The 23,450-nt window shown below is 39.5% G+C and carries 22 protein-coding genes; 1 reads left to right on the forward strand and 21 read right to left on the reverse strand.

What is annotated here, in order from left to right; genetic code table 11:
• Nucleotides 1-160: 160 nt before the first annotated feature.
• From ACYX4O_RS15000 to ACYX4O_RS15030, 7 genes are all read right to left on the reverse strand, one after another.
• On the reverse strand, nucleotides 161-385 hold the full coding sequence (locus ACYX4O_RS15000) for a helix-turn-helix domain-containing protein (protein WP_036784583.1): 225 nt from the start codon (nucleotides 383-385) through the stop codon (nucleotides 161-163).
• A gap of 120 nt (nucleotides 386-505) precedes the next feature.
• Entirely contained in the window at nucleotides 506-1,156 is a 651-nt protein-coding gene (locus ACYX4O_RS15005; protein WP_476351822.1) for a response regulator transcription factor, read from the reverse strand.
• A complete protein-coding gene (locus tag ACYX4O_RS15010; RefSeq protein ID WP_476351823.1) occupies nucleotides 1,149-3,512 on the reverse strand; it encodes a sensor histidine kinase in 2,364 nt (787 codons plus the stop codon). Before ACYX4O_RS15010 ends, ACYX4O_RS15005 begins: the two co-directional genes overlap by 8 nt.
• Nucleotides 3,513-3,607: 95 nt before the next feature.
• On the reverse strand, nucleotides 3,608-4,072 hold the full coding sequence (locus ACYX4O_RS15015; protein ID WP_476351824.1) for an acyl-CoA thioesterase: 465 nt from the start codon (nucleotides 4,070-4,072) through the stop codon (nucleotides 3,608-3,610).
• Between the two features lie 91 nt (nucleotides 4,073-4,163).
• Entirely contained in the window at nucleotides 4,164-4,931 is a 768-nt protein-coding gene (gene sdhB, locus ACYX4O_RS15020; RefSeq protein WP_476351825.1) for a succinate dehydrogenase iron-sulfur subunit, read from the reverse strand.
• Between the two features lie 2 nt (nucleotides 4,932-4,933).
• Nucleotides 4,934-6,694, reverse strand: coding sequence for a succinate dehydrogenase flavoprotein subunit (gene sdhA, locus ACYX4O_RS15025; protein ID WP_476351826.1), 1,761 nt, complete (start codon nucleotides 6,692-6,694; stop codon nucleotides 4,934-4,936).
• A gap of 55 nt (nucleotides 6,695-6,749) precedes the next feature.
• Nucleotides 6,750-7,358, reverse strand: coding sequence for a succinate dehydrogenase cytochrome b558 subunit (locus ACYX4O_RS15030; protein ID WP_476351828.1), 609 nt, complete (start codon nucleotides 7,356-7,358; stop codon nucleotides 6,750-6,752).
• A gap of 328 nt (nucleotides 7,359-7,686) precedes the next feature.
• Between ACYX4O_RS15030 and ACYX4O_RS15035 the strand changes: the two genes are divergently transcribed.
• Entirely contained in the window at nucleotides 7,687-8,118 is a 432-nt protein-coding gene (locus tag ACYX4O_RS15035) for a YslB family protein (protein WP_476351830.1), read from the forward strand.
• Here the strand turns inward: ACYX4O_RS15035 and ACYX4O_RS15040 are convergent.
• From ACYX4O_RS15040 to ACYX4O_RS15105, 14 genes are all read right to left on the reverse strand, one after another.
• Entirely contained in the window at nucleotides 8,105-9,553 is a 1,449-nt protein-coding gene (locus ACYX4O_RS15040) for a glycosyltransferase family protein (RefSeq protein ID WP_476351832.1), read from the reverse strand. The two genes, ACYX4O_RS15035 and ACYX4O_RS15040, sit on opposite strands and share 14 nt — an antisense overlap.
• 90 nt (nucleotides 9,554-9,643) lie before the next feature.
• Complete coding sequence (locus ACYX4O_RS15045; RefSeq protein ID WP_476351834.1) at nucleotides 9,644-10,579, reverse strand: FTR1 family iron permease; 936 nt, start codon at nucleotides 10,577-10,579, stop codon at nucleotides 9,644-9,646.
• Between the two features lie 21 nt (nucleotides 10,580-10,600).
• Nucleotides 10,601-11,350, reverse strand: coding sequence for a hypothetical protein (locus tag ACYX4O_RS15050; RefSeq protein ID WP_476351836.1), 750 nt, complete (start codon nucleotides 11,348-11,350; stop codon nucleotides 10,601-10,603).
• A 220-nt stretch (nucleotides 11,351-11,570) separates the two neighbouring features.
• Complete coding sequence (locus tag ACYX4O_RS15055; protein ID WP_476351838.1) at nucleotides 11,571-12,302, reverse strand: glycosyltransferase family 2 protein; 732 nt, start codon at nucleotides 12,300-12,302, stop codon at nucleotides 11,571-11,573.
• The gene (locus ACYX4O_RS15060) at nucleotides 12,299-13,759 is read right to left on the reverse strand and encodes an alkaline phosphatase family protein (RefSeq protein WP_476351840.1); all 1,461 of its coding nucleotides are present in this window, start codon (nucleotides 13,757-13,759) and stop codon (nucleotides 12,299-12,301) included. The genes ACYX4O_RS15055 and ACYX4O_RS15060 overlap by 4 nt, the downstream gene beginning before the upstream one ends.
• 4 nt (nucleotides 13,760-13,763) lie before the next feature.
• Entirely contained in the window at nucleotides 13,764-14,696 is a 933-nt protein-coding gene (locus ACYX4O_RS15065; protein WP_476351842.1) for a lysylphosphatidylglycerol synthase transmembrane domain-containing protein, read from the reverse strand.
• Nucleotides 14,686-15,624, reverse strand: coding sequence for an NAD-dependent epimerase/dehydratase family protein (locus ACYX4O_RS15070; RefSeq protein WP_476351844.1), 939 nt, complete (start codon nucleotides 15,622-15,624; stop codon nucleotides 14,686-14,688). The genes ACYX4O_RS15065 and ACYX4O_RS15070 overlap by 11 nt, the downstream gene beginning before the upstream one ends.
• A gap of 153 nt (nucleotides 15,625-15,777) precedes the next feature.
• Nucleotides 15,778-17,004: a hypothetical protein gene (locus ACYX4O_RS15075; RefSeq protein ID WP_476351846.1), complete on the reverse strand. Its 1,227-nt coding sequence runs from the start codon at nucleotides 17,002-17,004 to the stop codon at nucleotides 15,778-15,780.
• Between the two features lie 807 nt (nucleotides 17,005-17,811).
• Nucleotides 17,812-19,620, reverse strand: coding sequence for an excinuclease ABC subunit UvrC (gene uvrC, locus ACYX4O_RS15080; RefSeq protein WP_476351848.1), 1,809 nt, complete (start codon nucleotides 19,618-19,620; stop codon nucleotides 17,812-17,814).
• 162 nt (nucleotides 19,621-19,782) lie between these two features.
• The gene (gene trxA, locus ACYX4O_RS15085) at nucleotides 19,783-20,097 is read right to left on the reverse strand and encodes a thioredoxin (protein ID WP_036784544.1); all 315 of its coding nucleotides are present in this window, start codon (nucleotides 20,095-20,097) and stop codon (nucleotides 19,783-19,785) included.
• Nucleotides 20,098-20,268: 171 nt separating this feature from the next.
• Nucleotides 20,269-21,249, reverse strand: coding sequence for an electron transfer flavoprotein subunit alpha/FixB family protein (locus ACYX4O_RS15090; RefSeq protein ID WP_476351851.1), 981 nt, complete (start codon nucleotides 21,247-21,249; stop codon nucleotides 20,269-20,271).
• A 27-nt stretch (nucleotides 21,250-21,276) separates the two neighbouring features.
• Nucleotides 21,277-22,050: an electron transfer flavoprotein subunit beta/FixA family protein gene (locus ACYX4O_RS15095; protein ID WP_476351852.1), complete on the reverse strand. Its 774-nt coding sequence runs from the start codon at nucleotides 22,048-22,050 to the stop codon at nucleotides 21,277-21,279.
• A gap of 17 nt (nucleotides 22,051-22,067) precedes the next feature.
• On the reverse strand, nucleotides 22,068-22,841 hold the full coding sequence (locus tag ACYX4O_RS15100; protein ID WP_476351854.1) for an enoyl-CoA hydratase: 774 nt from the start codon (nucleotides 22,839-22,841) through the stop codon (nucleotides 22,068-22,070).
• An 11-nt stretch (nucleotides 22,842-22,852) separates the two neighbouring features.
• On the reverse strand, nucleotides 22,853-23,449 hold the full coding sequence (locus ACYX4O_RS15105; RefSeq protein ID WP_476351856.1) for a TetR/AcrR family transcriptional regulator: 597 nt from the start codon (nucleotides 23,447-23,449) through the stop codon (nucleotides 22,853-22,855).
• Nucleotide 23,450: the final 1 nt, after the last annotated feature.

Raw genomic sequence — 23,450 nt, forward strand, 5'->3', positions numbered from 1 at the left:
TTACCTCCCGAGAGTCCTAATGTAAATATCCTACGTTCATTGTTACGGTTTTCGAAAGAAATTGCAAGAATAAAAGCAGTGACGAAGGTATGACCTTCCCCATCACAAACTGAATGGAATCCAAAATAAATACCGACCTTCCGAAGAAAGTCGGCGAAATCTAGAGCTTAAGCTCCCCCATGCGAAGAAGCTCAATAACAGCCTGCGAACGCCCCTTAACGCCCAGCTTCTGCATTGCATTCGAAATGTGATTACGAACAGTCTTCTCTGAAATGAAGAGTTCCTGTGCAATATCCTTGGTGGTCTTGTCTTGTACTAGCAATTCGAAAACTTCCTTCTCGCGTTTCGTGAGTAATTGCTTCGGCTTATAGTCTTTTTCCTTCAAGCGCTAACCCCTCCTTGCTAACTTAGAGCTGCAGTTCGAAGGGTAGTTATTTAGTCTTTACATCCTATGAAAAAAAAGATAAAGCTGTGCCACACAGACATTCCACTTTTTACTTATTTTTTAACTCTCGGAGATTAACCCAAGCTCTTTTGCTCGAATTAAGGCTTCTGTACGAGAACGCACTTCTAATTTGCTAAAAATACCAGTCAATGTATACTCCACACTTCTTTGAGACATATGTAGGTTTTGAGCGATATGCTTGTTTGTCAGTCCTTTAGAAACCTCGTTTAGGATCTTCTGTTCCTTCTCGTTCAGGGACAGCGAACTGGCATCGCCATCTGTAGACATTTGCTGTGTTGTCGCTTCAGCTCTTCTTAACTGTTTAAATAAGTGAAGAGGAATAACCACTTCTTCCCGAAGCGCGCAATGTATGGCGGTTACTAGTTGATCTTTGGTAGCCGTTTTACTTACAAAACCAGATATATTGGATTCCACCAGAAGATTAAAATGCGTGTTAATGTCAAACCCTGTATATATTAAAACTTTCATGTCTGGGTAAGATGTCTTCACCCTTTTGGCGAGCTCTACACCATTCAACCCAGGCATGTATAAATCTAACAGTAATACATCATACGCATGTTCTTTAATTTTGTGTTCCGCACTCATACTATCAGATATAACTTCGACTTCCATATCTGCTTCTTGCTCTAGCATTGCTTTTGTCCCCATGCCTACTGCCGGGTGATCATCGACGATTAAAATATTAATCATATAACTCCTCCCCTTCGTGGTTTGCTGCATTGAAAAATGTAATGTACATTTGAAATCCTTGTTTAGGAGCAGATTGTATACTCATTTCACCATTAAGACCATTAACCCTTTGTTCAATCCCTGAAATCCCCATATGTGAATAGGTTTCAATTCGTTTATTCGGGTTAATTCCAACGCCGTTATCTTCATAAATTAACCTTATGTCGGATCCTTCTCTATACAGCATGATAAATACTTTATCGGCTCTTGAGTGTTTCATAGCGTTCGTCAATAGTTCTTGCACGATGCGATAGATCCCCAGTACGTACTGACTGTTTAACTCTATTTGGAAAGCTCTTGAATCAAACGTTACTGTATAATTGGAACGAAGTTGATATTGGTTAATCAAGTTTTGTAATGACGGAATGAGTCCTAACTCTTCTAAGAACGGAGGTCGCAATTGGTTACACGTTTCACGAATTAAATGGATGTTATCGAGTAACTGTTCCTTAAAGTTGAACATTGTGTTTTTTACCTCTGCACCCATCGACCGCTTCCGATTTACGAAATCATCCATTTGCCTATACAGGTATAACTGTTCTTGCAACACAGTGTCATGAAGGTCAATAGCAATTTGCTGTCGTTCATGCTCTGCTAGAGAAAACAGAAGCCTTGAAAGCCAAGCTGGGTAGTTTTGTTGACGGTCATTTTTCACATGTTGTAGCTCTTGGAATAAATCTTCAATAAGCAACAAGTTTTCATGAGCAATATTCGTGTTATAAGAGATGGTCTGCAAGTAGCCCCTCTCATCTAAGTTCAATTGGGTGCGGTTTGGCTTCTCTGAGATATAGAGATAAGTAACTTTGCTGACTGTGTGACCAATCACCAGTACATACCCCTCATGATCCTGTAGTTTCACTAAATTACCTACATCACCTAATACTGTTTTAGACCTCTCCACACATTCATTCATTAATGAAAGAGGAACTTCTTGATAAAGACAATAATAATTTGAAATGGTATTTTGCGAGAATATATAAACTTCCTTTAAATCTAATACATCAAGTAACTCACGCTTCAACCTTTTAAATAACCCAACCGCATCACGTTCTTTCTTCATTTCATGAACAAAGCGTTGCAGACTTTGGTGATAATTCTTCTTCTCAGAAAATAAATTTCTCTGAATTTGAAAATTGAAAATCTCTTTTACATAAAGAAACACGACCATTACAAGTAGTATGCCAATCCCCAACTGGATCAGATCTTGTATAGAAAAAGGAAAATCAATCGCAAACCCAACCAATGCTACAATTAACACAGTTGGAATCAAAGAAGAATAAGCATAATATCGAATACGCCCCATAACGAAGTCAATATCTAACAACCGTTTGGCTGTAATAAGATAAATAAAAGTAAGTGGCATGACAACAAGAAACAAAGCACTCGCTTCTCCTGACAAGATTTGAAACCCAAACAAATAGTTCGGAAGCAAATACAAGAAGATGAAAGGTGTAAACGACATGAACAAACCAACAAGCATATATTTCAATATAGGCGCATAAACAGTTTGGTTATATCGCTTATATCCTATGATAATTAAAGATAAAGCAATACAAGTGAAGGCTAGAAATACCATTGATATGAACTGCGGGTACCAATCAGGATAATAATGATTAAGTAAGCAAACCGTTTCAAACACTACAATAATACAAGCTGTAATTTTCATCAGATTGTATACTTTGGACGCATACCATCTGCTTTCCAACTCTTTGAAGTAACTATCTATAAAATGTAACAGTAATGCCGGACCCATCAGCAATGTAAAAGTACTCACTAAGGTTGATACTAAGTCTCCTCGGGAAGATCCACTTCCAGAAAGATAAGCCAGCCCTACAGTTAAAAAGAACAAAATTAGCCTGTTCCCTGATTCGTCTTTCTTTTTATGGAAAAGAATAAACAAAGAGAGAAATAGCATGATCAGCATAAATGAAGAAGGAAAGATAATATAAAATAGCCATTGATCCAGACTAACTTCCTCTTCTATATTAGAATAACTAATAGGCTTACTACCAGGAGCTTGAATGGTAATACTATCAGCCTTTTCTACATTCCCATAAATTTGAACGGTAGAATAGTTACCAGGATCCTTCTTCCCATTAATACTCAATATTCTGCTTCCTATCTTTATATCTTGGTTAGCCGCCCAACTATGCTTATCAACGTATGTAACCTTCAATTGTCCCATCTCGGTTTCTTCAACATTGATTCCTATGTATGGAATTTTTAAAATCACCATAATCAAGTAGATGGAGAGTAAGGTGAACAGAATTGGAAATATATATCGATATGTCCCTTTAAGAAGTCTATTTGTTTTCATATGGTACCCTCTAATATGTATAAATTTTCGGCCTAAACCATCGAAAAAATCGGCCTTTTTCCTCAGTTACCTTACCGAATATCATACAAATGAAATTACCCTTTTGCAACCGATACTTGATCTTCATAAGCTCTTTTTATTTCCCGGGGAATCGATATAGGTTTACCTGATTCGGCATCAATCTGCACAATTCGACCTCTACCCGTTAAACAAACGGCCCCCTCCTCATTTTTTACGAGGTAATGCAGATCATAAGACGTGCTTCCTACGTAATGAATTTTGACAGCGACAGACAAGACCTCGTCAAAGTAGATTTGCTTATGATAATCACATTGAAGGTCTGCTGCAACTGGAATCGTACCTGAGGAATCAGACTCTTTTTGAAAAGCATTTATAGATTTTAAAAATTCAATTCGAGCTTCCTCAAAATAGATGAACGGAACTGTATTGTTCATATGACCAAATAAATCTGTTTCTGAAAATCGCACCTTTGTTCTTATTGAAAAGGTGAATCCTTCTAACCACTTTTCGGGATCTTCTACATACGACACTTTTTTCATTTCAATTCCTCCTCTTATCGACTTACAACCATAATAAACTCCTGCAACTTAAACAGCTGCAGGAGTCTAAATTTCGTTCTTATCATTTCAATTAGTTTACTTCGTGGTCACTACCAAAGAAGCTCTTGAAAGAATGTAAGGCTGTTTCTCTATTCATTGAAGCAATAGAAGTTGTTAATGGAATACCTTTTGGACAAGACTGAACACAGTTCTGTGAGTTACCACACTCTGCAAGTCCACCTTCGCCCATTAAAGCCTCCAAACGTTCATTTTTATTCATAGCTCCCGTTGGATGAGAGTTAAATAAACGAACTTGCGAAATGGCAGCAGGACCTATAAAGTCTGATTTACTATTTACGTTTGGACATGCTTCTAAGCATACACCACATGTCATACATTTAGACAACTCATAAGCCCATTGACGCTTGTTCTCAGCCATACGCGGCCCTGGCCCTAAATCGTGCGTTCCATCGATCGGAACCCAAGCTTTGACCTTTTTAAGAGCATCAAACATACGGCTACGATCAACAGCAAGATCTCGCATAACAGGGAATGTCGACATTGGTTCAAGACGAATTGGTTGTTCTAACTGGTCCACAAGCGCTGTACAAGACTGGCGAGGCTTCCCATTAATTTTCATTGAGCAAGCACCACATACTTCCTCTAAACAACCCATATCCCAATAAACAGGTGTTGTATCTTCCCCTTTGGAATTAACAGGGTTACGACGAATTTCCATAAGTGCTGAAATTACGTTCATATTCTGGCGATAAGGTACATGGAATGTTTCTTCATAAGAAGATGACTCCGGGTCATCTTGACGTTTAACTATAAAGGTGATGTTTTCTGTTTCACTCATGTTTATTTACCCCCTTTACTTTTTGAGTAGTCCCTCTTACGTGGTTGAATATGAGAAATATCCACGTCTTCATAGCTGAATTCTGGGGCGTTCTTCTCTGCATTATAGCTTGCTTTCGTAGTCTTCAACCACTCTTCATCATTACGTTCTGGGAACTCAGGTTTATAGTGAGCTCCACGACTTTCATTACGATTCAAAGCGCCAATCGTAATAACTCGAGCTAATTGAAGCATGTTCTGGAGTTGACGGGTAAACATTGCTCCCTGGTTACTCCATCTTGTTGTGTCATTAATGTTGATATCATTGTAACGCTCTTGAAGCTCTTGAATTTTCTCGTCCGTTTTGCGAAGTTTTTCATTCTCTCGCACTACGGTAACGTTATCTGTCATCCATTCTCCAAGTTCTTTATGAATTTGATACGCATTTTCTGTACCCTTCATATTAAGAATGGCATCAAACTTCTCTTGTTCTTCTTTTAGCTTGTCATCGAATAATGTAGAGGACATATCTTCTGCAGTTTTATCCAGTCCACTGATATATTGAACAGCTTTCGGTCCTGCTTCCATACCTCCAAAAATCGAAGAAAGAAGTGAATTCGCTCCAAGACGGTTTCCACCGTGTTGAGTAAAGTCGCACTCACCAGCAGCAAATACACCAGGAATGGTCGTCATTTGATCATAATCAACGTAAAGCCCGCCCATTGAATAGTGAACAGCTGGGAATATTTTCATTGGCACTTTACGAGGATCATCTCCAACGAATTTCTCGTAAATTTCTATAATTCCACCTAACTTTACGTCCAACTCTTTTGGATCTTTATGGGAAAGGTCGAGGTAAACCATATTTTCGCCATTAATACCAAGCTTTTGATTCACACACACGTCGAATATTTCACGCGTTGCTATATCACGAGGTACAAGGTTCCCATAGGCAGGATATTTCTCTTCTAAGAAGTACCATGGCTCACCATCTTTATAAGTCCAAACACGGCCACCTTCACCACGCGCTGATTCACTCATTAAGCGTAACTTATCATCACCCGGAATTGCAGTTGGGTGAATTTGAATGAATTCTCCGTTTGCATAAACCGCGCCTTGCTGGTAAAGGGATCCAGCCGCAGAACCTGTATTGATTACAGAGTTCGTAGATTTACCAAAGATGATTCCAGGACCACCTGTAGCTACAATAGTGGCATCTGCTCTAAAGGCTTTAATTTCATGAGAGTTAAGATTCTGCGCCATAACTCCGCGACTCACACCAGAGTCATCGATGATCGAAGACAAGAATTCCCAACCTTCATACTTCGTTACAAGTCCCGCCACCTCATGACGGCGTACTTGTTCATCTAAAGCATATAATAACTGCTGACCTGTTGTAGCACCGGCATAAGCCGTACGGTGGTGTTGTGTACCTCCGAAACGACGGAAGTCTAGTAATCCCTCAGGAGTACGGTTAAACATAACCCCCATACGATCCAGCATATGGATAATGCTTGGAGCTGCGTCACACATTGCTTTAACTGGAGGCTGGTTAGCTAAGAAGTCTCCTCCATAAACCGTGTCATCAAAGTGTTCCCAAGGAGAATCGCCTTCCCCTTTAGTATTTACAGCACCATTAATTCCGCCTTGCGCACAAACAGAGTGAGAACGCTTAACAGGTACAAGGGAAAGCAAGTCCACGTGTACACCGGCTTCAGCGGCTTTGATTGTTGCCATTAGCCCGGCGAGTCCCCCGCCTACGACTACGATGTTTTGATTACTCATTTTTTAATGCTCACTCCCTTAAATTCTTTCAAAAACGTCTATATCGTACGTACATTTAAATAAACGCTAGAATAGCTGATACCCCTACATAACTTAATGCGACAAAAATCGCCAATGTTACATAAGTAGAAATACGCTGTGAACGCGGAGACATTGTAATCCCCCAACTTACTAAGAACGACCATAACCCATTCGCGAAGTGGAATGTAGTCGAAACCACACCGATTATGTAGAAAACAACCATAAACGGATTTGCTAATATATCTGCCATCATAGAAAAGTTCACATCTTCTCCTAGAGCAGCTTGAATTCTTGTCTCCCATACGTGCCACGTAACAAAGATTAGCGTAATAACCCCGGAAATACGCTGTAAATAAAACATCCAGTTACGGAAATACCCATATTGACTTACGTTATTTTTAGACGTAAAGGCAATATAAACCCCGTAAATGGCATGGAAGTAAAGAGGAATGAAGATAATGAATAGCTCTAATACAATGCGGAATGGAAGACTCTCCATAAAGTGAGCCGCATCGTTAAACGCTTGTTCCCCTCTTGTTGCGAAATGGTTCACAACTAAGTGTTGGATTAAGAACACCCCAACTGGAATAACCCCTAGTAATGAATGTAACCTGCGATAAAAAAACTCTCGATTGCCTGCCATGTGTGACGTTTACCCCCCTCGAATAGTATGTAACTTTATTTGCGCAAACTTTTCAGACAATAAAGCGCTTTACTAAACCCTTAAAAAAAGGAAACAAACTTTAGCTTCCCCCAATTTATCTGAAAAAAATGCACAATTTATGTCACGTTTATTGTACTTCTATCCATGGTAAGCGTCAAGAAAACAAGTTAATAAATTGGTTGATTGTGGTTTTTTGTTTTCATAATCAACTCTTAAATAACTTATCTTTACATTCTTTTCGGAAAGAAGATATTGCAGAGAACCTTGCCCCCTGCAATAATGAAAAGAGCAGAGAGGATGAACATAAATGAATGAACAAATCGCTAACTTATTCGATGAATACAGTGATGTACCCTCTTCTTTAATTGGTCATGAGGTACTGCGGAATCAACTTTTACCAGATTTGTTAGGTAAAGAAAAAGACACGATCTTATACTTTATGGGAAAAAGCTTGGCTCGAAAATACCCTTGCGAATCAATTGATGAGATCGGAACATTTTTTGGAGCAATGTCCTGGGGGGAGCTATACTTAGAGAAAGAAAAAAAGAAAGAGTACCAGTTTACTCTTTCTGGCGAACTAACTCAAAAAAGATTACAGTATAAGACCCCCTACAATTTTCGTTTAGAGGCTGGTTTCTTAGCAGAACAAATCACATTGCTATTGGGCACGACAGCTGAATGCGCTTATGAATGTCAAAGTAAAAAACAAACGATATCATTTACCGTTATGACGACTTAATCCATTTAAATAAAGTAATATCACTATAAATAGGGTCAAATATGTTATCAGAGTCAAATTGTTTAACAGGGATAAATGAGGACGTATCTACTCCTTGTTGAGAAAAACCACGAACAACTCGTTCTGTAACATAGACCGTTTTCCCATTTTCTCGTTGACTCCATGCATCTTGTTCAAAAAGGGCATACGTTTGGACCTTTTCAAATGCTTTAGATACTCCTACATACTTAAATACCCGCTCCTCTTCCCAAGTGTATATTTTCAAGGGTTCAGATTGTCGCTCTATGTATTGAGCCAACTGATAAGTAGCAGGTAACTCCGTTGCCTGCTTTTCTACGTATTGAATACTTAGGATGGTTTGAACAAGCAGGAGGATGGCACTAATCCAAAGAACTCCTCTACTTTTTGATTGAAGTGACCGTATAAGGACAACAGCTGTAAGTATAACCACAACTGGTAGAATATGCCTTGGCTTATCTACGTTCTGAGCAAAGAATGCCCAGATCGTATAAGCTAACAACAAACTCCACCATAGCTTATGATAAGAAAGGCTGAAAGATCGATAAGCATTATAAAAAACAAGTGTGCTATACAATAACAGAATGACAACAGTTTTGAGTGAAAGACCCACCCATAAAATATTTCCCCATAAAAACGTAAGTGCACGAATTAAGAAAGGGTCTTCTTCAGTCGCTATCGATCCACCCCATCCTGTAAAATGACCTTTCACAAACTCAGTAGCAATGTATTCAAAGCTCCCTATCCCCCCAACTGAAAAAACTAGAGGATAAACCCAAAAGAGTTGAAAGATTATAACTACCCCTGCTTGTTCTAAAACATGAGCCCCACCTTTTTCCTTACACCTTTTGTACCAAATAATCAAAATACCAATACTTAAAGGCAAATAAGAAAGCCTTACACCCATAAGGATGCTAAATAACAACAATGGGAGAAGGTCAAAACGATATCTCCCTTCCTCAAGTGCTAATACAAGACTCCATATGTACCACCACATCACTGTATAAGCCATCCCCTCAGACATCGGCGAGGCTATAATGATATTTAAAAATGGGACGGATTGTGACAATGCAACTGCCATAATCGCTCTACCTTTAGAAAGATACCGTTTGTAGATCAGCCACATTGGAATTATAGAGGATAAGGATAGAACGCTATTCCACAAGGATAGGGCGAGAGCGGGATCATTCACGAAATTCTTAAACAGCATTCCACCTAAGATAAAATACGGATAGCCCGGGAAATGAGGTTGCATATCAAGAAGGTTAAATGATTGCACACCTAGCGCGAAATCCACTGCATCCCAGCTTCTGGCAAATGCGCTACTATAATGAACACGTGCATACATAACCGCTAATAAGCCTATGGCTGCAATTCCTATTGTGCTGTTTTCTATAAACCGTAAAATTTTCTTCATGAACTTGTTTTCCCTTCCTGCAATTAGATACGAAAAAACCCGCACATATGGCGGGTTTCATAAAATTAAGTTTATAAGAGGAGAATAGACTTAAGCTACGGTTTGATCCACTGCTCTAGACTTCTTTCTTCTAAACAGTTTAAACTCCTTGGCATGTAACATATTGGCAACAATAATAAATGCAAAGTATAGCCAATATGCTGCGATTTGTTCAACACTAGGATTATGACTGTAGCCAAACATAGCAGCCATAAACAAACCAATCTGACCACTAACCATGACTTCATTACCTGTATCACGCTCATAATGCATCTCGTCTTGATAGTGCTCTGGCATAAATTCTACAATGTTATAAACTGGCTTAGGAGTACCTTGTACCGTCTCATATACAGACCCCATTTTCCCTAAGTCCTGAAGCATCCCGATTCCTTGTACCAATAGCCCGGCAGCAATAAACATGATTAATACGCCGGTAACTCGGAAGAAAGTTTTTAAAGAGAACTTCATCGTCCCAGTGAAGAAAAGATACCCTAATATTAATGCAAGCATTAAGCCGCTTAGAGCTCCATAGCTTGTAAAGACTTCCTGGATATCCCCACCACTTATTGCAGCAAAAAAGAAAACGGTTTCTACACCTTCACGTAGCACTATTAAGTACGTATGAAGAATAAGAGCTGTCACACTCCCCGCCGTAACGGCAGCATTGATTTTCTTTTGCATGTCTCCATTTACATTCTTGGATTCTTTCTTCATCCACATTACCATATGACTAAGCAAGATTACTGAAGCAAACAGAATACCTATTTTCAAGTATACTTCAGACCCAAAACTAGCAAAGCCAGTAAAAATGACTTGGAATAACAAAGCAACCCCAAAGCTACTTAATAGTGCAAAAAACACACCAGCGTACACCCAAGGATGGTATTTCTTCGCATCTAAGCGCGTTAAATAACTTAAGATTAACCCAACAATTAATATTGCTTCTAATGCTTCTCTAAGTGTAATCAGAAAGGCTTGAAAATCCATAGTTGTTCTCCCCCTATATGCCTATTCTCCTTTACGATTCTTCATTCTGTTAAAGACAATTAGTAAGATAAATAAAACGACAAGACCAATTGAGACCCATTTCCAAATGGGACTTGACTCTCCATCCTCTCCCCCAAACAGACCTAAGTTTTCCTCTGTTAAGTTTGCATCATTATCCTCTTGATCCGGAACTGGAAAAGCTTCTTTCAGAGAGGTGTTGATCGCTTCTATTTCACTATCAAACGTCTCTTGGTCACTTTGTTGATTGCCGATTCCAAATAGACCTGGATTGCCCAAGGATTGCAAGGCTTGATCAAAAGAGTCATAGATAGATTGAACTGCCTCTTCCCCTTGATCATCTTTAAAAGAGGGTTGTAAGACGTCAAATGTACCTCGTGCTTTGGCAAGTAGTAATTTTGCCTGACCGTAATCCTCAAACTGCTCCTGAGCAAAATGTAGACGACGCTCTACATTTAAACGTAATGCTGTACGATAACTCTCTAAAAGCAGCTCTTGGTTTTGATTTTCGAGCGCTTGCTCTATGTAAGGAACCGTTTGTTTAAAATATAAGTCAAATTCTTTATCGTATGTTTCAATAATTTGTTCAGCTTGATCCCAATCGTCAGTTTCAACGTACTGTTTCACTTCTTTATAAGCTTCGGCGAATTTTTCTTCACCAGGGTCCCCATAAGAATATGCAGCTGATTGGATTGGATTCATAATTTGTATACTTAGTGTAAGCGCTATAATGGAAATGATAATCTTTTTCATTTGAGACCTCCTACGATAATGATAATGATTATCACCGTCTGCGTCAAGCACAGTTCAGCTTTTTTACCTATTAGTAGCTTTTCTTTTAGCTAAACAATGTCAGAGGGCTAACTCGCTTCCAGCAGGAGCGATCAACACATGCTTCCTAATTTTCGAAGATCTATTGTTAAAAAAAGTGGCAAGGGAAACCTTTCGTTTCCCTTGCCACCGCACCGCTATACTAAGTCCACTCTTCATTGCGTTGAGATTTAGTGAAAGGTAGCGGTTTGCGTCTCATTTCACGATAAATCGCAGGTAATACAGAGCTCAAATAAGCTTTGAATTTAATAAAGGATTCACCTTTTTTTCGTACTTGATAATGGATCGGAATTTCTATCATCCTAAAGCCTTTTCTAACAATGTTAAGTGTGACAACCTGAGCATAATTATAGTCATGGATGATTTCAGCCTCTTGTAAAACCTCTTTAGAAAAAGCTCTCATGCCAGATTGACCATCATGAATCCACCTTTTCAATAGAATAGATTGAAGAAGGGTGAAAGCGTAGTTCCCAAGGCGTCGGTGTACCTTCATCCCATCAATCGTCCCTAGAAACCTTGATCCCATAACGTAATCAGCCTTGTCGTCCAAAATAGGCTGGATCACATCAGGAATTTGACGGCCAGGGTATTCCAAGTCAGCATCGATCATTACACCGATATCTGCACCTAGTTCTATACATCGTTGAAACCCTTGTCTGACAGCAGCGCCTAACCCCTGATTGGTTTCGTTTTGATAAACTGCGTCAACTCCTGCTCGATTCGCCAGCTCGACGGTTTTGTCTTTGGAACCATCATCAATGACAATGATCTTCACTTCCACATCGGGACTCATTGTACGAGGAATCGTTTGAATCATTTCGACTATACAATCTTCTTCGTTGTAGGCAGGTAAAAATACGACTACCTTTTTCATGATGACACGTCCTCCTTCTCCTGCTTCGTCAGTACTTCACCACGTGAATGGTCAGGGAAAGGTGCTCCAAGTAAATGTGCAATCGTTGGAGCCATAGACACAAGACTGTGCTTTTTCTCTATACGTTTCCCTTTCTCAATAGTTGGGCCCGTCATGAAGAAAGGAACGAAGCGCTCCCCTTCATCTAAGTGACCATGTCCACCTATTCCATCAGCTTGTCCATGATCGGCGCAAACCATTAGAGTTGTATTCTCCATAAACCCTTGGTCTGTTAACCAATCTACATAGTCTTTAACAAGCGTATCTGTTTCTTCAATTTTTTCAATATAATCATCGTATAACACGCCGCGACTATGTCCTGTTTGGTCTGTACTTATTAATTGCATAATAAATAGGTCAGGGTTTTCTGTTTCCATGATTTCCTTTCCTTTTTGCACAATCTTTTGATCCGCCACGTCGTTGTGCATCACAGCTGTTACTGTATCTACATCATCACCGAACGTATCAACAAGATGCGCAATGCCAAGTAATCGCCCCTTTTTATCTACTTTACGTAAAGAATCGAAAATACTTTCAGTTTGTGCCCCAAGCTTCCACACCATGTTACTTTGAATCTTATGTTCAAATGGATAGGTTCCAGTAAACATAGAAGTAAAACAAACAACCGTACGAGCAGGATATACGGTTTCCATTTGAGTATATTCCGTCCCTTGCTGTTTTAAAGAATCAAGGAAAGGTGTATGAGCGGCCTCGAAGCGGTCTTTTCTCATTCCATCAATAACAATTACAATGACTCGCTCATTTGTTGCTTCTTCTGCTTCACTGTAATGTTCTTTCGTGTAGGATTCATAGGGATTTGGCTTCCAATCAAATAGAAAATGGTGTAAAATCCATGTGAAAACCGCCACACCCGCGTAGAACAAGATGAGTTGATAAAGATTGGTGATACTTAGCCCACCCGTTTCTAAATGTTGAAAGGCATACTCCCATACTCCTAAAAGGAGAATGAATTTAGGTAGTTGCTCTTGTGCATTCCCACTTGTTGAGTCACTATTCTTTAGTACAAGTTTCCAAAATCGTGTGAAATTCCACCATGTTGTACCAATTCTCATATGATAATAAAACGTTCCCCAAAAGAACACAGTAAAGAAGAAATATAAACCAAGAGCTAACAGCCATAACGATAAATAGCTACTTTGGAAGATCATTAAAAATCCTACAACCGGAATCCATAAATAGGACCTTAATAATAATGGAAAATCAAAATAATAAAACAAGGCTAATAACGGTAAAACGTATATTACACTGATCGCTAACGACCCAGCTGATGTATACAAATCATTTAAGTGATACAATAGCATTGTGCCAATAACAAAAATAGGAGTGAAAGGTTTTCCTTCGTTTAATAAATTCCAGCCTCGTGCTGCTACTTTTTCAAATGATGAAGCTTGTTTCATTGTATTACCCCCTCCTCTTAAGCCATCTTTTAATAACGGTGCCTGATACGGGTGTCAGATAAAAACTTATTACCCCAGTTACATAAGCATACAAAAATTTAAATACATGTGTAATAATCGCAATTGTGTAACCCGTCTCAATCGGAACATCTATAAAGGTCAAGGCATAACTCTGTACACTCTCATAACCTGCAATGTTTCCAGGTGTGACCTGAAACACACCACTTACAACAGCTACAGATGTAGCCCAAACGGCTTCGAAGAATCCAATCCCTTCAATTGCAATCCTACCAACGCTATAAATCACAAACCCTTCAAGTACCCAACTTAGTAGAATTAGACCAAATAGTAGTAGCCCTTTTGTAGATAGCAATGTAGATGCAAAGTGTGTCATAGATTGAAAAACAGATTTCCTTAGTACATGCTTAGCACGAAAAGGTAGTACGATAATTAGTAAAACCACAGCAATCAAGGCGATCATTCCTACATAAAAAAACGTATCCATATATAAAAAAGTTCCAATACCAGCCAAAAGGACAAGCCCACCTAAATCAAGCACTCTCATTGCCACAACACTACTTACACTTTGCTCCCAGGATAAAGGTTTGGCCCCTTTAATTACACCTGCTCTTACAACATCACCCGTTTTAAAAGGAAGAATATGATTCATAAATAGAGCGTAATGTATACCAGACCAATAAGGAACAAAGCTCCCTGTTTCACCTATATAGCTCTGCCAAACATATGCTTTCACGCAAAAAGAAAGAGCATAAGTCGACATCATTATTCCTAGCCATAATGGGGAATAAATTAATTCCATCGAGACACGTGTAACCGTCTCTAAAGAAAAATAATGTACAGTTAGATATATAAATAAGCCTGATAATAGAAGACCAGTTATCCGAATGATCCAACTGACCTTTCCTTTACTTTTCATAACTCATAAACCATTGAACTGTTTTTCTAAGTCCTTCTTCAAACGTGTGTTTTGGCTCATACCCAATTAACTGCTTAGCTTTTGTCAAGTCAGCCCACGTTTGTTGAACATCACCTTTTCGAAATGGTGCATGATTAACTTTCAATTCAGGAAAAATTTCTTTTAATGACTCTACCAATGTTTCAATTGTCACTGGGTTACCTGAACCAATATTATATACGTGATTTCCCTTACTATATTGAAGCGCCAGGCGCATACCATCTACTATGTCATCTATATAAGTATAGTCACGAGCTGTACTGTTCCCGAACACGACAATTGGTTCACCTTTTAGACTGGCTTGAATGAATTTTGGTATCGCCATGTCCGGTCTTCCCCATGGTCCATACACTGTGAAGTAGCGGAAAACTGTTAACTGGAAGTCGTATACCTGCTGATACATGTGTGCATAGGTTTCTCCACTCACTTTAGCTGCTGCATAAGGTGAAGAGACATACTGAATAGGTAAATCTTCACTCATCTTCCCGGTTCTGTTTCCGTATACGGATGAAGAAGAACCAAATAATACGTGCGGTATTCCAGCTTCTCCAGCAAGGGTTAATACGTTGATGGTTGCTTTAATATCTTCATCCACGTATTCTAAAGGCTGTTCGAATGAATAAGGAACTCCCGGTAAAGCAGCCAAATGGACAACAGCTTCAAATGGCTGACCAAAAATGGTTGCGCAACTTTTCTTATCTAATAAATCTACCTCGTGAAATGTAAGGTTATCGTAACTAAAGAGTCGGTCTAACTGTTCCTTCTTTCGACTGTAGTCATAGTAAGGATGAAATTTATCAATAATGGTTACTTTATGGCCATCTTTTAATAGAGATTCAGCCAAATGCGAACCGATAAACCCAGCTCCACCGGTTAGTAGTATGTTCATATTCTCACCTCGTCAAGACATCTTGTTCATTTTATCACAACTAAATAGTGTTTCGAATAGCATATGTATAGTTAAAGAACCAATTAAAAAGATCCTATAACTTAGATTAAAGTTACAGGATCTTCTTTACCGTTTGATCTTTTCTAGAGAAGATTACTTCACAAGTTGATCTAATGTTGTAACAATCTCTTGACCAAGTTGCTCTGCATCTTCAGCATTCTCGTTACTTACTGCCTCTAACCAAGATTCTGCCTTTTGAAGAGTTTCCTTCGTTTGCTCTTCCCCAAGTGATTCTTTCATTGACATTTCAATTGCCTTAGTGAACATGTTCGCTTCAAGAGCTTCTGTTCGGGCTTTAGTAATGTTTCCGTTCTTTACTTCTTCAACTGATTCAGTATGATACCCTTTTATTTTCCCTACGAAAGCTTGAACAAATAAGTCATTTACTTCATCCGCTTTAATCGTATTTGGTTCTGTATGATCAAGGCTGAATAAAGTGTTAATCTGCTTAGCCGCTTCTTCGTCCCCTGAAGAAAGTGAACCTTTAATCGCTTGATAGAATCCCCATGCTTCCGCTTGTGCAGCAGCTAGCTCTTCATTAGAAGTACCTTCATTAGCAGCCTTTTCAATCTTTTCAGCATAAGACTGAGCAGCTAGGAAATAACTGCGATAAATTGATTTGTCCGTTATCTGTTTATACACACCAAAGTCATCTGCGTTCCCAGCTTGTAATGCTTCTTGCTGAGTCGTTAAGCCAGCATTAATGTTTTGCTCAAGACTTGAGTCCCCTTTTAATTCATAATAGCTGTCACGCTTCACAGCTGTAGGGATAAATACTTCGTTGGCTAGGAATTTAAGCTTATCGAACTGCTGTTGAGCTTTCTCTTTTGTTCCTTCTTCTAGCTCTTTAGCAATATCACTATGCATACCCTTTTGCTTTTGATAGAAGTATGATTGAGTGGTTTTATCAATGATTTGTCGAGCTGCATTTTGATCTAAAGAACCATCTTTCCCTGCAGATATTGCAGCTGTAATCGCTTGATCAAATTCCCCACTCACACTAGTTAAATCTTGTTGAAGTTCTGCTGTATATGTATCTTTAATCATGTCCCAGTCCACTTCTTGATCTTCTTTCATCTTATCCAATTCTTTTGTAATATCTTTATAAGCTTGAACTTGATCTTCAACGGAAGCCGTTTCAGCTGTTTCGTTTTGATCTTGTTCTTGCACTTCTTGTTCGTTATCCTGCACTTCTTCTTGCTGTTCAGAGTTTGCCCCTTCTGACTCTTCTTCCCCTTCACTCTCACCAGCACATCCTGCTAGAACAAGTGAAAACGATAACCCCGTGAATAGTAAAGTTTTCTTAAAACTAAATGGCATATGTAGTCCTCCCAAATGAAAATGATTTTCAATGATGTTCTGCTAAGTATTATATAGAGAACGATTCTCAATGTCAATGAGAACTTTTTTCATTTACAGCGTATAATACATCCTTTTATTTACACTTTGGATCATCGTTGCCTTATTCCAGATATGGACAGGATTGTTGAAGACTCCAAGATGAGAGAATGTTTCCGTTAACGTTAGTGTTGAGTAAGGTGGGCCGGGAAGCTACTCGCTTTCCGCGGGCGAGCTGTCGAGCCTCCTCACTCACTTCGTTCGCTCCGGGGTCTCGTCGACCTCTTTCTCCCGCAGGAGTCTCGCAGTTTCCCGGCCCACCTTTGCCATATATGAAGGAACGGAAACATGTCATCTAGGGAGAAATGAGCTTTTCTGTATATCATTTGAGGGGCCGTTTATCCCCTCTATGCAGGGCTTGCTCGGGGACGACGAGACTCCCACGGGAAAAGGAGCCTATCCAGTTCTGGAGTGGAGGACCTAGCGAGATAAGCCATCTTTTTTACAAAGGCTGATCGCCTTTTCCAAAAAGCTGACTTATCCGTACGGTCCTAGGCACCACTCCTGCACTTTAAATCTAGGGGAGACCCCGGAAAGCGCGTAGCGATTGAGGAGGCTTCCCAGCTCCCCGCAGGAAAGCGAGTTGTCCCCGAGCAAGCCCAACCGCTCACCAAACATAACGGCCCCTTCTTTCTGAAAATATCTTAACTTCGAGTCTTCCATAGATGGGGGCTTATATGGAAGAAATAACGCCTTCTCCTATATCTGGAGAAGGCGTTACAACACATACTATTCAAGAGTTTCTTCCTCAGGTTCCTCTTCTGCTGGTTGATTAAGATAATCGAGGATGGTTTGAGCGAGGGGGCTTGGTACACCGAGTTTAGTTAAATCTTCAACTTTTGATTCTCTAATGTGCTTAACCGATTGAAAATGACGTAACAGAAGTTTACGCCTTTTTTCTCCTACACCTGGGATTTTGTCAAGCTCGGACTGGATTGCACCTTTCCCTCGTAATTGACGATGGAATGATATAGCGAATCGGTGAACTTCATCTTGTACACGCTGTATTAAGTAGAACTCTTGAGACTGGCGATCCATTTCTACAACAGCAGGCGGGTCACCGTAAAGCAATTCACTGGTCCTATGCTTATCATCTTTGGCTAGTCCACAAAGAGGGATATCAAGACCCAATTCATTTTCTAAAACGTCTGTGGCAGCTGACATTTGCCCTTTACCACCATCTACTACAATTAAGTCAGGGAGTGGCAATCCATCTCGTATTACTCGCTTATAACGCCTCCGAATAACTTCACGCATTGTATCATAATCATCAGGGCCTTTAACGTCGCGAATTTTATATTTCCGGTATTCTTTCTTTTCCGGTCTGCCATCGATAAATACGACCATTGCCGAGACTGGATCAGCGCCTTGAATATTGGAATTATCAAAAGCTTCAATTCGATGAGGAATCTCAATATTTAACTTCTCACCGAGTTCTTCTACAGCCTTAATCGTTCTTTCTTCATTTCTCTCGATTAGTGAAAACTTCTCTTGTAACGCGATTTCAGCATTCTTCAGCGCTAATTCTACAAGTTCTTTCTTTCTACCTCTCATCGGTATCGTTACATCCACTTCTAACAATTCTTTAAGTACGTCACGATCTGCTCCCACAGGAATCAGTACTTGTTTAGGTTTTGGATGATTTTGATGAAGGTAGAAGCGACCAATAAAGCTTAAAAATGTTTCTTCTGCATCATCAAAAAACGGAAAAATTGACACGTCACGCTCTATAAGTTTACCTTGTCGTACAAAGAAAACTTGTACGCACATCCATCCCTTATCATAAGAATATCCGAATATATCTCGATCAATTTGATCATTTAAAGTCATCTTCTGTTGTTCCATGACCGATTCGATGTGCTGAATTTGATCACGTAACTCTTGGGCTCTTTCGAAGTCTAAATCCTCTGAGGCTTTGTACATCTTTGACTGAAGATCTTGCTTGATATCTTTGAAGCCCCCACTTAAAAAGCGTGCTATTTCATTTACAATGTCTTGATTCTGTTGCTTTGTGACTGTGTACTCACAAGGGCCGAGGCATTGATTCATATGATAATAAAGACACACTCGGTCAGGCATTGTATTGCATTTTCTTAACGGATACAGCCGGTCAAGAAGCCGCTTCGTCTCCCGAGCCGCGATTACGTTTGGATAAGGTCCAAAATACTTACCCTTATCCTTTTTCACTTTTCTTGTCACGATCAGACGGGGATGTCTTTCTGCAGTAATCTTTAAGTAGGGATATGTTTTATCATCTTTTAACAAGACGTTATATTTAGGATCATATTTCTTTATTAAATTCATTTCTAATATAAGCGCTTCTATTTCAGAGGAGGTTACAATGTATTCAAAATCGACAATTTCTTGCACGAGGCGTTGTGTTTTTGCGTCATTTGCTCCTGTAAAATAGGAGCGTACTCGGTTCTTTAACACTTTTGATTTACCAACATAAATTATTGTTCCATGTTTATCTTTCATTAAATAACATCCCGGCTGATCTGGAAGGACAGCGAGTTTTTCCTTGATGTTATCAGACACGTTTCATCACTCTCCCAAACTACAAAACGATATTTATAGCTCCTTTTCCCACTTCCAGCTTCTACGTAACACAACTAATGTGTTTCTAAGATGCCGAATACTACAAAAAATTGCTTATTATTGAAAAAACAGCCTGATGACTCAGGCTGTTTTCTTCAGTGCTTATGCGTGTTTGTTAACTAGTTCTACTAGTTGTTCTTTTGGTTGGAAACCAACTACTTGATCAACTACTTTACCGTCTTTGAAAAGAAGTAGTGTTGGGATACTCATAACACCGAATTTCCCAGCAGTTTCTTGGTTTTCGTCAACGTCTAATTTAACAATTTTTACTTGATCGTTCATTTCAGCATCCATTTCTTCAAGGACTGGAGCGATCATTTTACAAGGTCCGCACCAAGGCGCCCAGAAATCTGCTAAAACTAAACCTTCACCTGTTTCTTGTGCGAAGTTTTGATCAGTTGCATGTGTAATAGCCATGTGTATTCCTCCTCAATTGCATGTAAATCGAATATGGTTAAAGTATATCACTTCAACAATTCCCTGGCTAATAATCTGTTTATAACTAGCTTCCCCGTCAGTCTTCCGTTTATTCGTAACTAGCAGAGCTAAAAAGGGAAGAGGTGCTACAAAGAGCACCTCAGAGAATGTTTATGCATTTACTTTAATTTGTTTGATCTCTTCTGTCAATTTAGGTACAACATCAAAAAGGTCTCCGACTATTCCATAGTCCGCTACATTAAATATATTTGCTTCTGGATCTTTATTAATTGCTACGATAACTTTTGAATTCGACATTCCCGCTAAATGTTGAATTGCTCCTGATATACCGCACGCAATATAAAGGTCTGGTGTTACTACTTTACCAGTTTGACCAATTTGCAGTGAGTAGTCACAGTATTCAGCGTCACACGCTCCACGAGAAGCACCGACCGCACCGCCTAATACCTCAGCCAGTTCCTCTAACGGTTTAAACCCGTCTTCACTTTTAACCCCGCGACCTCCAGCAATGATGACATTGGCCTCTGATAGGTCGACTCCTTCAGTACTCTTACGGATAACATCTTTAATGACTGTCCGTAAATCTTTAATATCGACTTCTTTAGCTGTTACCTCACCAGAACGTCCTTCGTCACGATCAAGTGCCTTAATATTGTTAGGTCGAATGGTAGCAAAAATCAAGCCGTCTGTAATGATTTTCTTTTCGAAAGCCTTACCAGAATAAATTGGACGAGTAAAGACGATATTGTCACCCGTTTCTTCGATGTTTACGGCATCAGAAATGAGACCGGTTTCAATTTTGCTTGCAAGTTTCGGAGTAACATCTTTACCTATAGCCGTGTGTCCCATTACTATACCTTCCGGGCTCTCATCATCAACTACTGCCATAAGCGCCTGGCTATAACCTTCAGATGTGTAAGATGCTAATTGATCGCTTTGAACCGTAACTACGCGATCTGCTCCGTAATAAATCAACTCTTTACCCATATCTGTTAAATCTTCTGAACCACATAATACACCAACAATTTCCCCGCCATCACTCATTGTTTTTGCAGCTGCAATAGCCTCGAATGAAACGTTACGTAATGCCCCTTCACGAACTTCTCCGATCACTAACACTTTGCGACTCATACAGATTCCCCTTTCGTTGACAATGTTTTATAGTACTTTCGCTTCGTTTTGTAGTAAAGAAACAAGTTCTTTCACTTGGTCGTCTACTTCTCCTTCTAATACCTTTCCTGCTTCCTTTTCAGGAGGAAGGTAGATCTCAATTGTTTTTGTTTTCGCTTCTACGTCATCCTCTTCAAGGTCTAAATCATCTAATTCTAGCTCTTCTAAAGGTTTCTTTTTCGCCTTCATAATCCCTGGAAGAGAAGGATATCTAGGTTCGTTTAAACCTTGCTGACATGTAACAAGTAACGGTAGAGACGTTTCTAACTTCTCAACATCCCCTTCAACATCTCGCTCAATTTGAGCCTTATCGCCGTCTACTGTGATGCTTGTAATCGTTGTAGCACAAGCAAAGTTCAGACGTTCAGCTAGGCGTGGCCCTACTTGCCCACTTGCCTCATCAATCGCAACATTACCTGCTAGAATCAAATCCGCTTCTTTATCTTCAAAGAAAGCTTCTAAAATCTTAACCGTCGTATATTGATCTCCACTTTCAAGGTCGTCTTCTGTGTTAATAAGCACGGCTTTGTCTGCTCCCATTGCCAATGCTGTACGAAGTTGTTTCTCAGACTCTTCTTCACCTATTGTTACAACAGTTACTTCACCGCCATGTTCATCTCTTAATTGAATCGCTTCTTCAATTGCGTATTCATCATAAGGATTGATGATGAATTCTGCTCCTTCTTCCTCAATACGTCCTCCGTCAATCTGAATCTTCTCTTCAGTATCAAATGTACGCTTCATTAATACAAAAATGTTCATCATATAACCTCCTAAGACTATTGATCTTTAAAGTTTGGTTGACGCTTCTCAATAAAAGCCTGCACGCCTTCTTTGGCATCTTCATTTCCAAAGACTTTACCGAATTCTTTTGCTTCTTCTTGTTGACCATGTTCATAAGTAGAAGTAATGGTATGAGGGATGAGTCTCATAACAGCTTCAATGGAAGGGCCGCTCTTCGCAGCTACTTTTTTCGCTAGTTTCATAGCTTCTTCTTCCAAAGCATCGAATGTAACCGCTTTATTAGCGAGCCCAGCTGTATATGCTTCCTTCCCCGTAATTGGATCACCCGTTAGGATCATTTCGTAAGCTTTGGGACTACCAACATAACGTGGAAGTCGCTGTGTACCAGCAAAACCAGGGATAATGCCTAGTGACAATTCAGGCAATCCAAGCTTAGCATCTTCTGTCACAATTCTCATGTGACAAGACATGGCCAGTTCTAGCCCCCCACCTAATGCTGCTCCGTGGATAGCTGCAATAACAGGAGCCCTAAAATTCTCTATACGTTGAAAGAGCAACTGCCCTTCACGGCCTAAATTACTTAGATCCTCTTGACTCTGAAAGGACGTAAATTCTTTAATATCTGCCCCTGCTGAGAAGAACTTTCCCTCTCCCTTTAAAATGACAGCCTTTAAAGAACGATCTGCCTCAATCTCATCAAAAGCTGAAGCAAGATCTTTCAAAATGTAACTAGCTAACGCATTGGCGGGTGGACTTTGAATCGTTATGACTGCCACTCCTTCTTTTGCTTCTAACTGCAAGTAATCCATATACTCCCTCCCTAGTCTTGTTTAGCATGTATAGTAAGTCCATGTATTAAGAGTTCATGAACTTCCTCAGCTTGTTCAATAAGGCTATACTTCTGATCATTCATAACCCAGTTTGTTACCGTTTCGTCTAATGTACCAAATACCATTTGGCGGACGAGTCGCAAGTCAAGCGAATCATGAAAAAGACCTTCTGTTTTTCCTTCTTCTACGATGTGATCAATGACTAATAAGTAACGTTTTAATACATCATTGATCTTTAAACGTAAATCTTTATTTGATTGTCTTAATTCTAACTGTGTAACAATTGCTAAATGATGATCTTGCGACAATAATCCGTAATGAGTGTTAATCATTGCAAGAAGCTTCTCTTTAGCATTCGACTTTGTTTTTATATCTTCCTCTATTTTTTCGATAAATTGCCCCATTTTTTCTTGGAACAACGACACGAGGATGTCTTCTTTATTCTTAAAGTAAAGATAAATCGTACCATCAGCTACACCAGCTTTTTTGGCAATTTTAGATACTTGCGAGGAATGATAGCCATTTTCGGCGATGACCTCTACTGCTGCGTCGATAATCTGTTTATACTTTGGTCGATTTTTATTCATG

The organism is Pontibacillus sp. ABV4_188, from assembly GCF_056311905.1.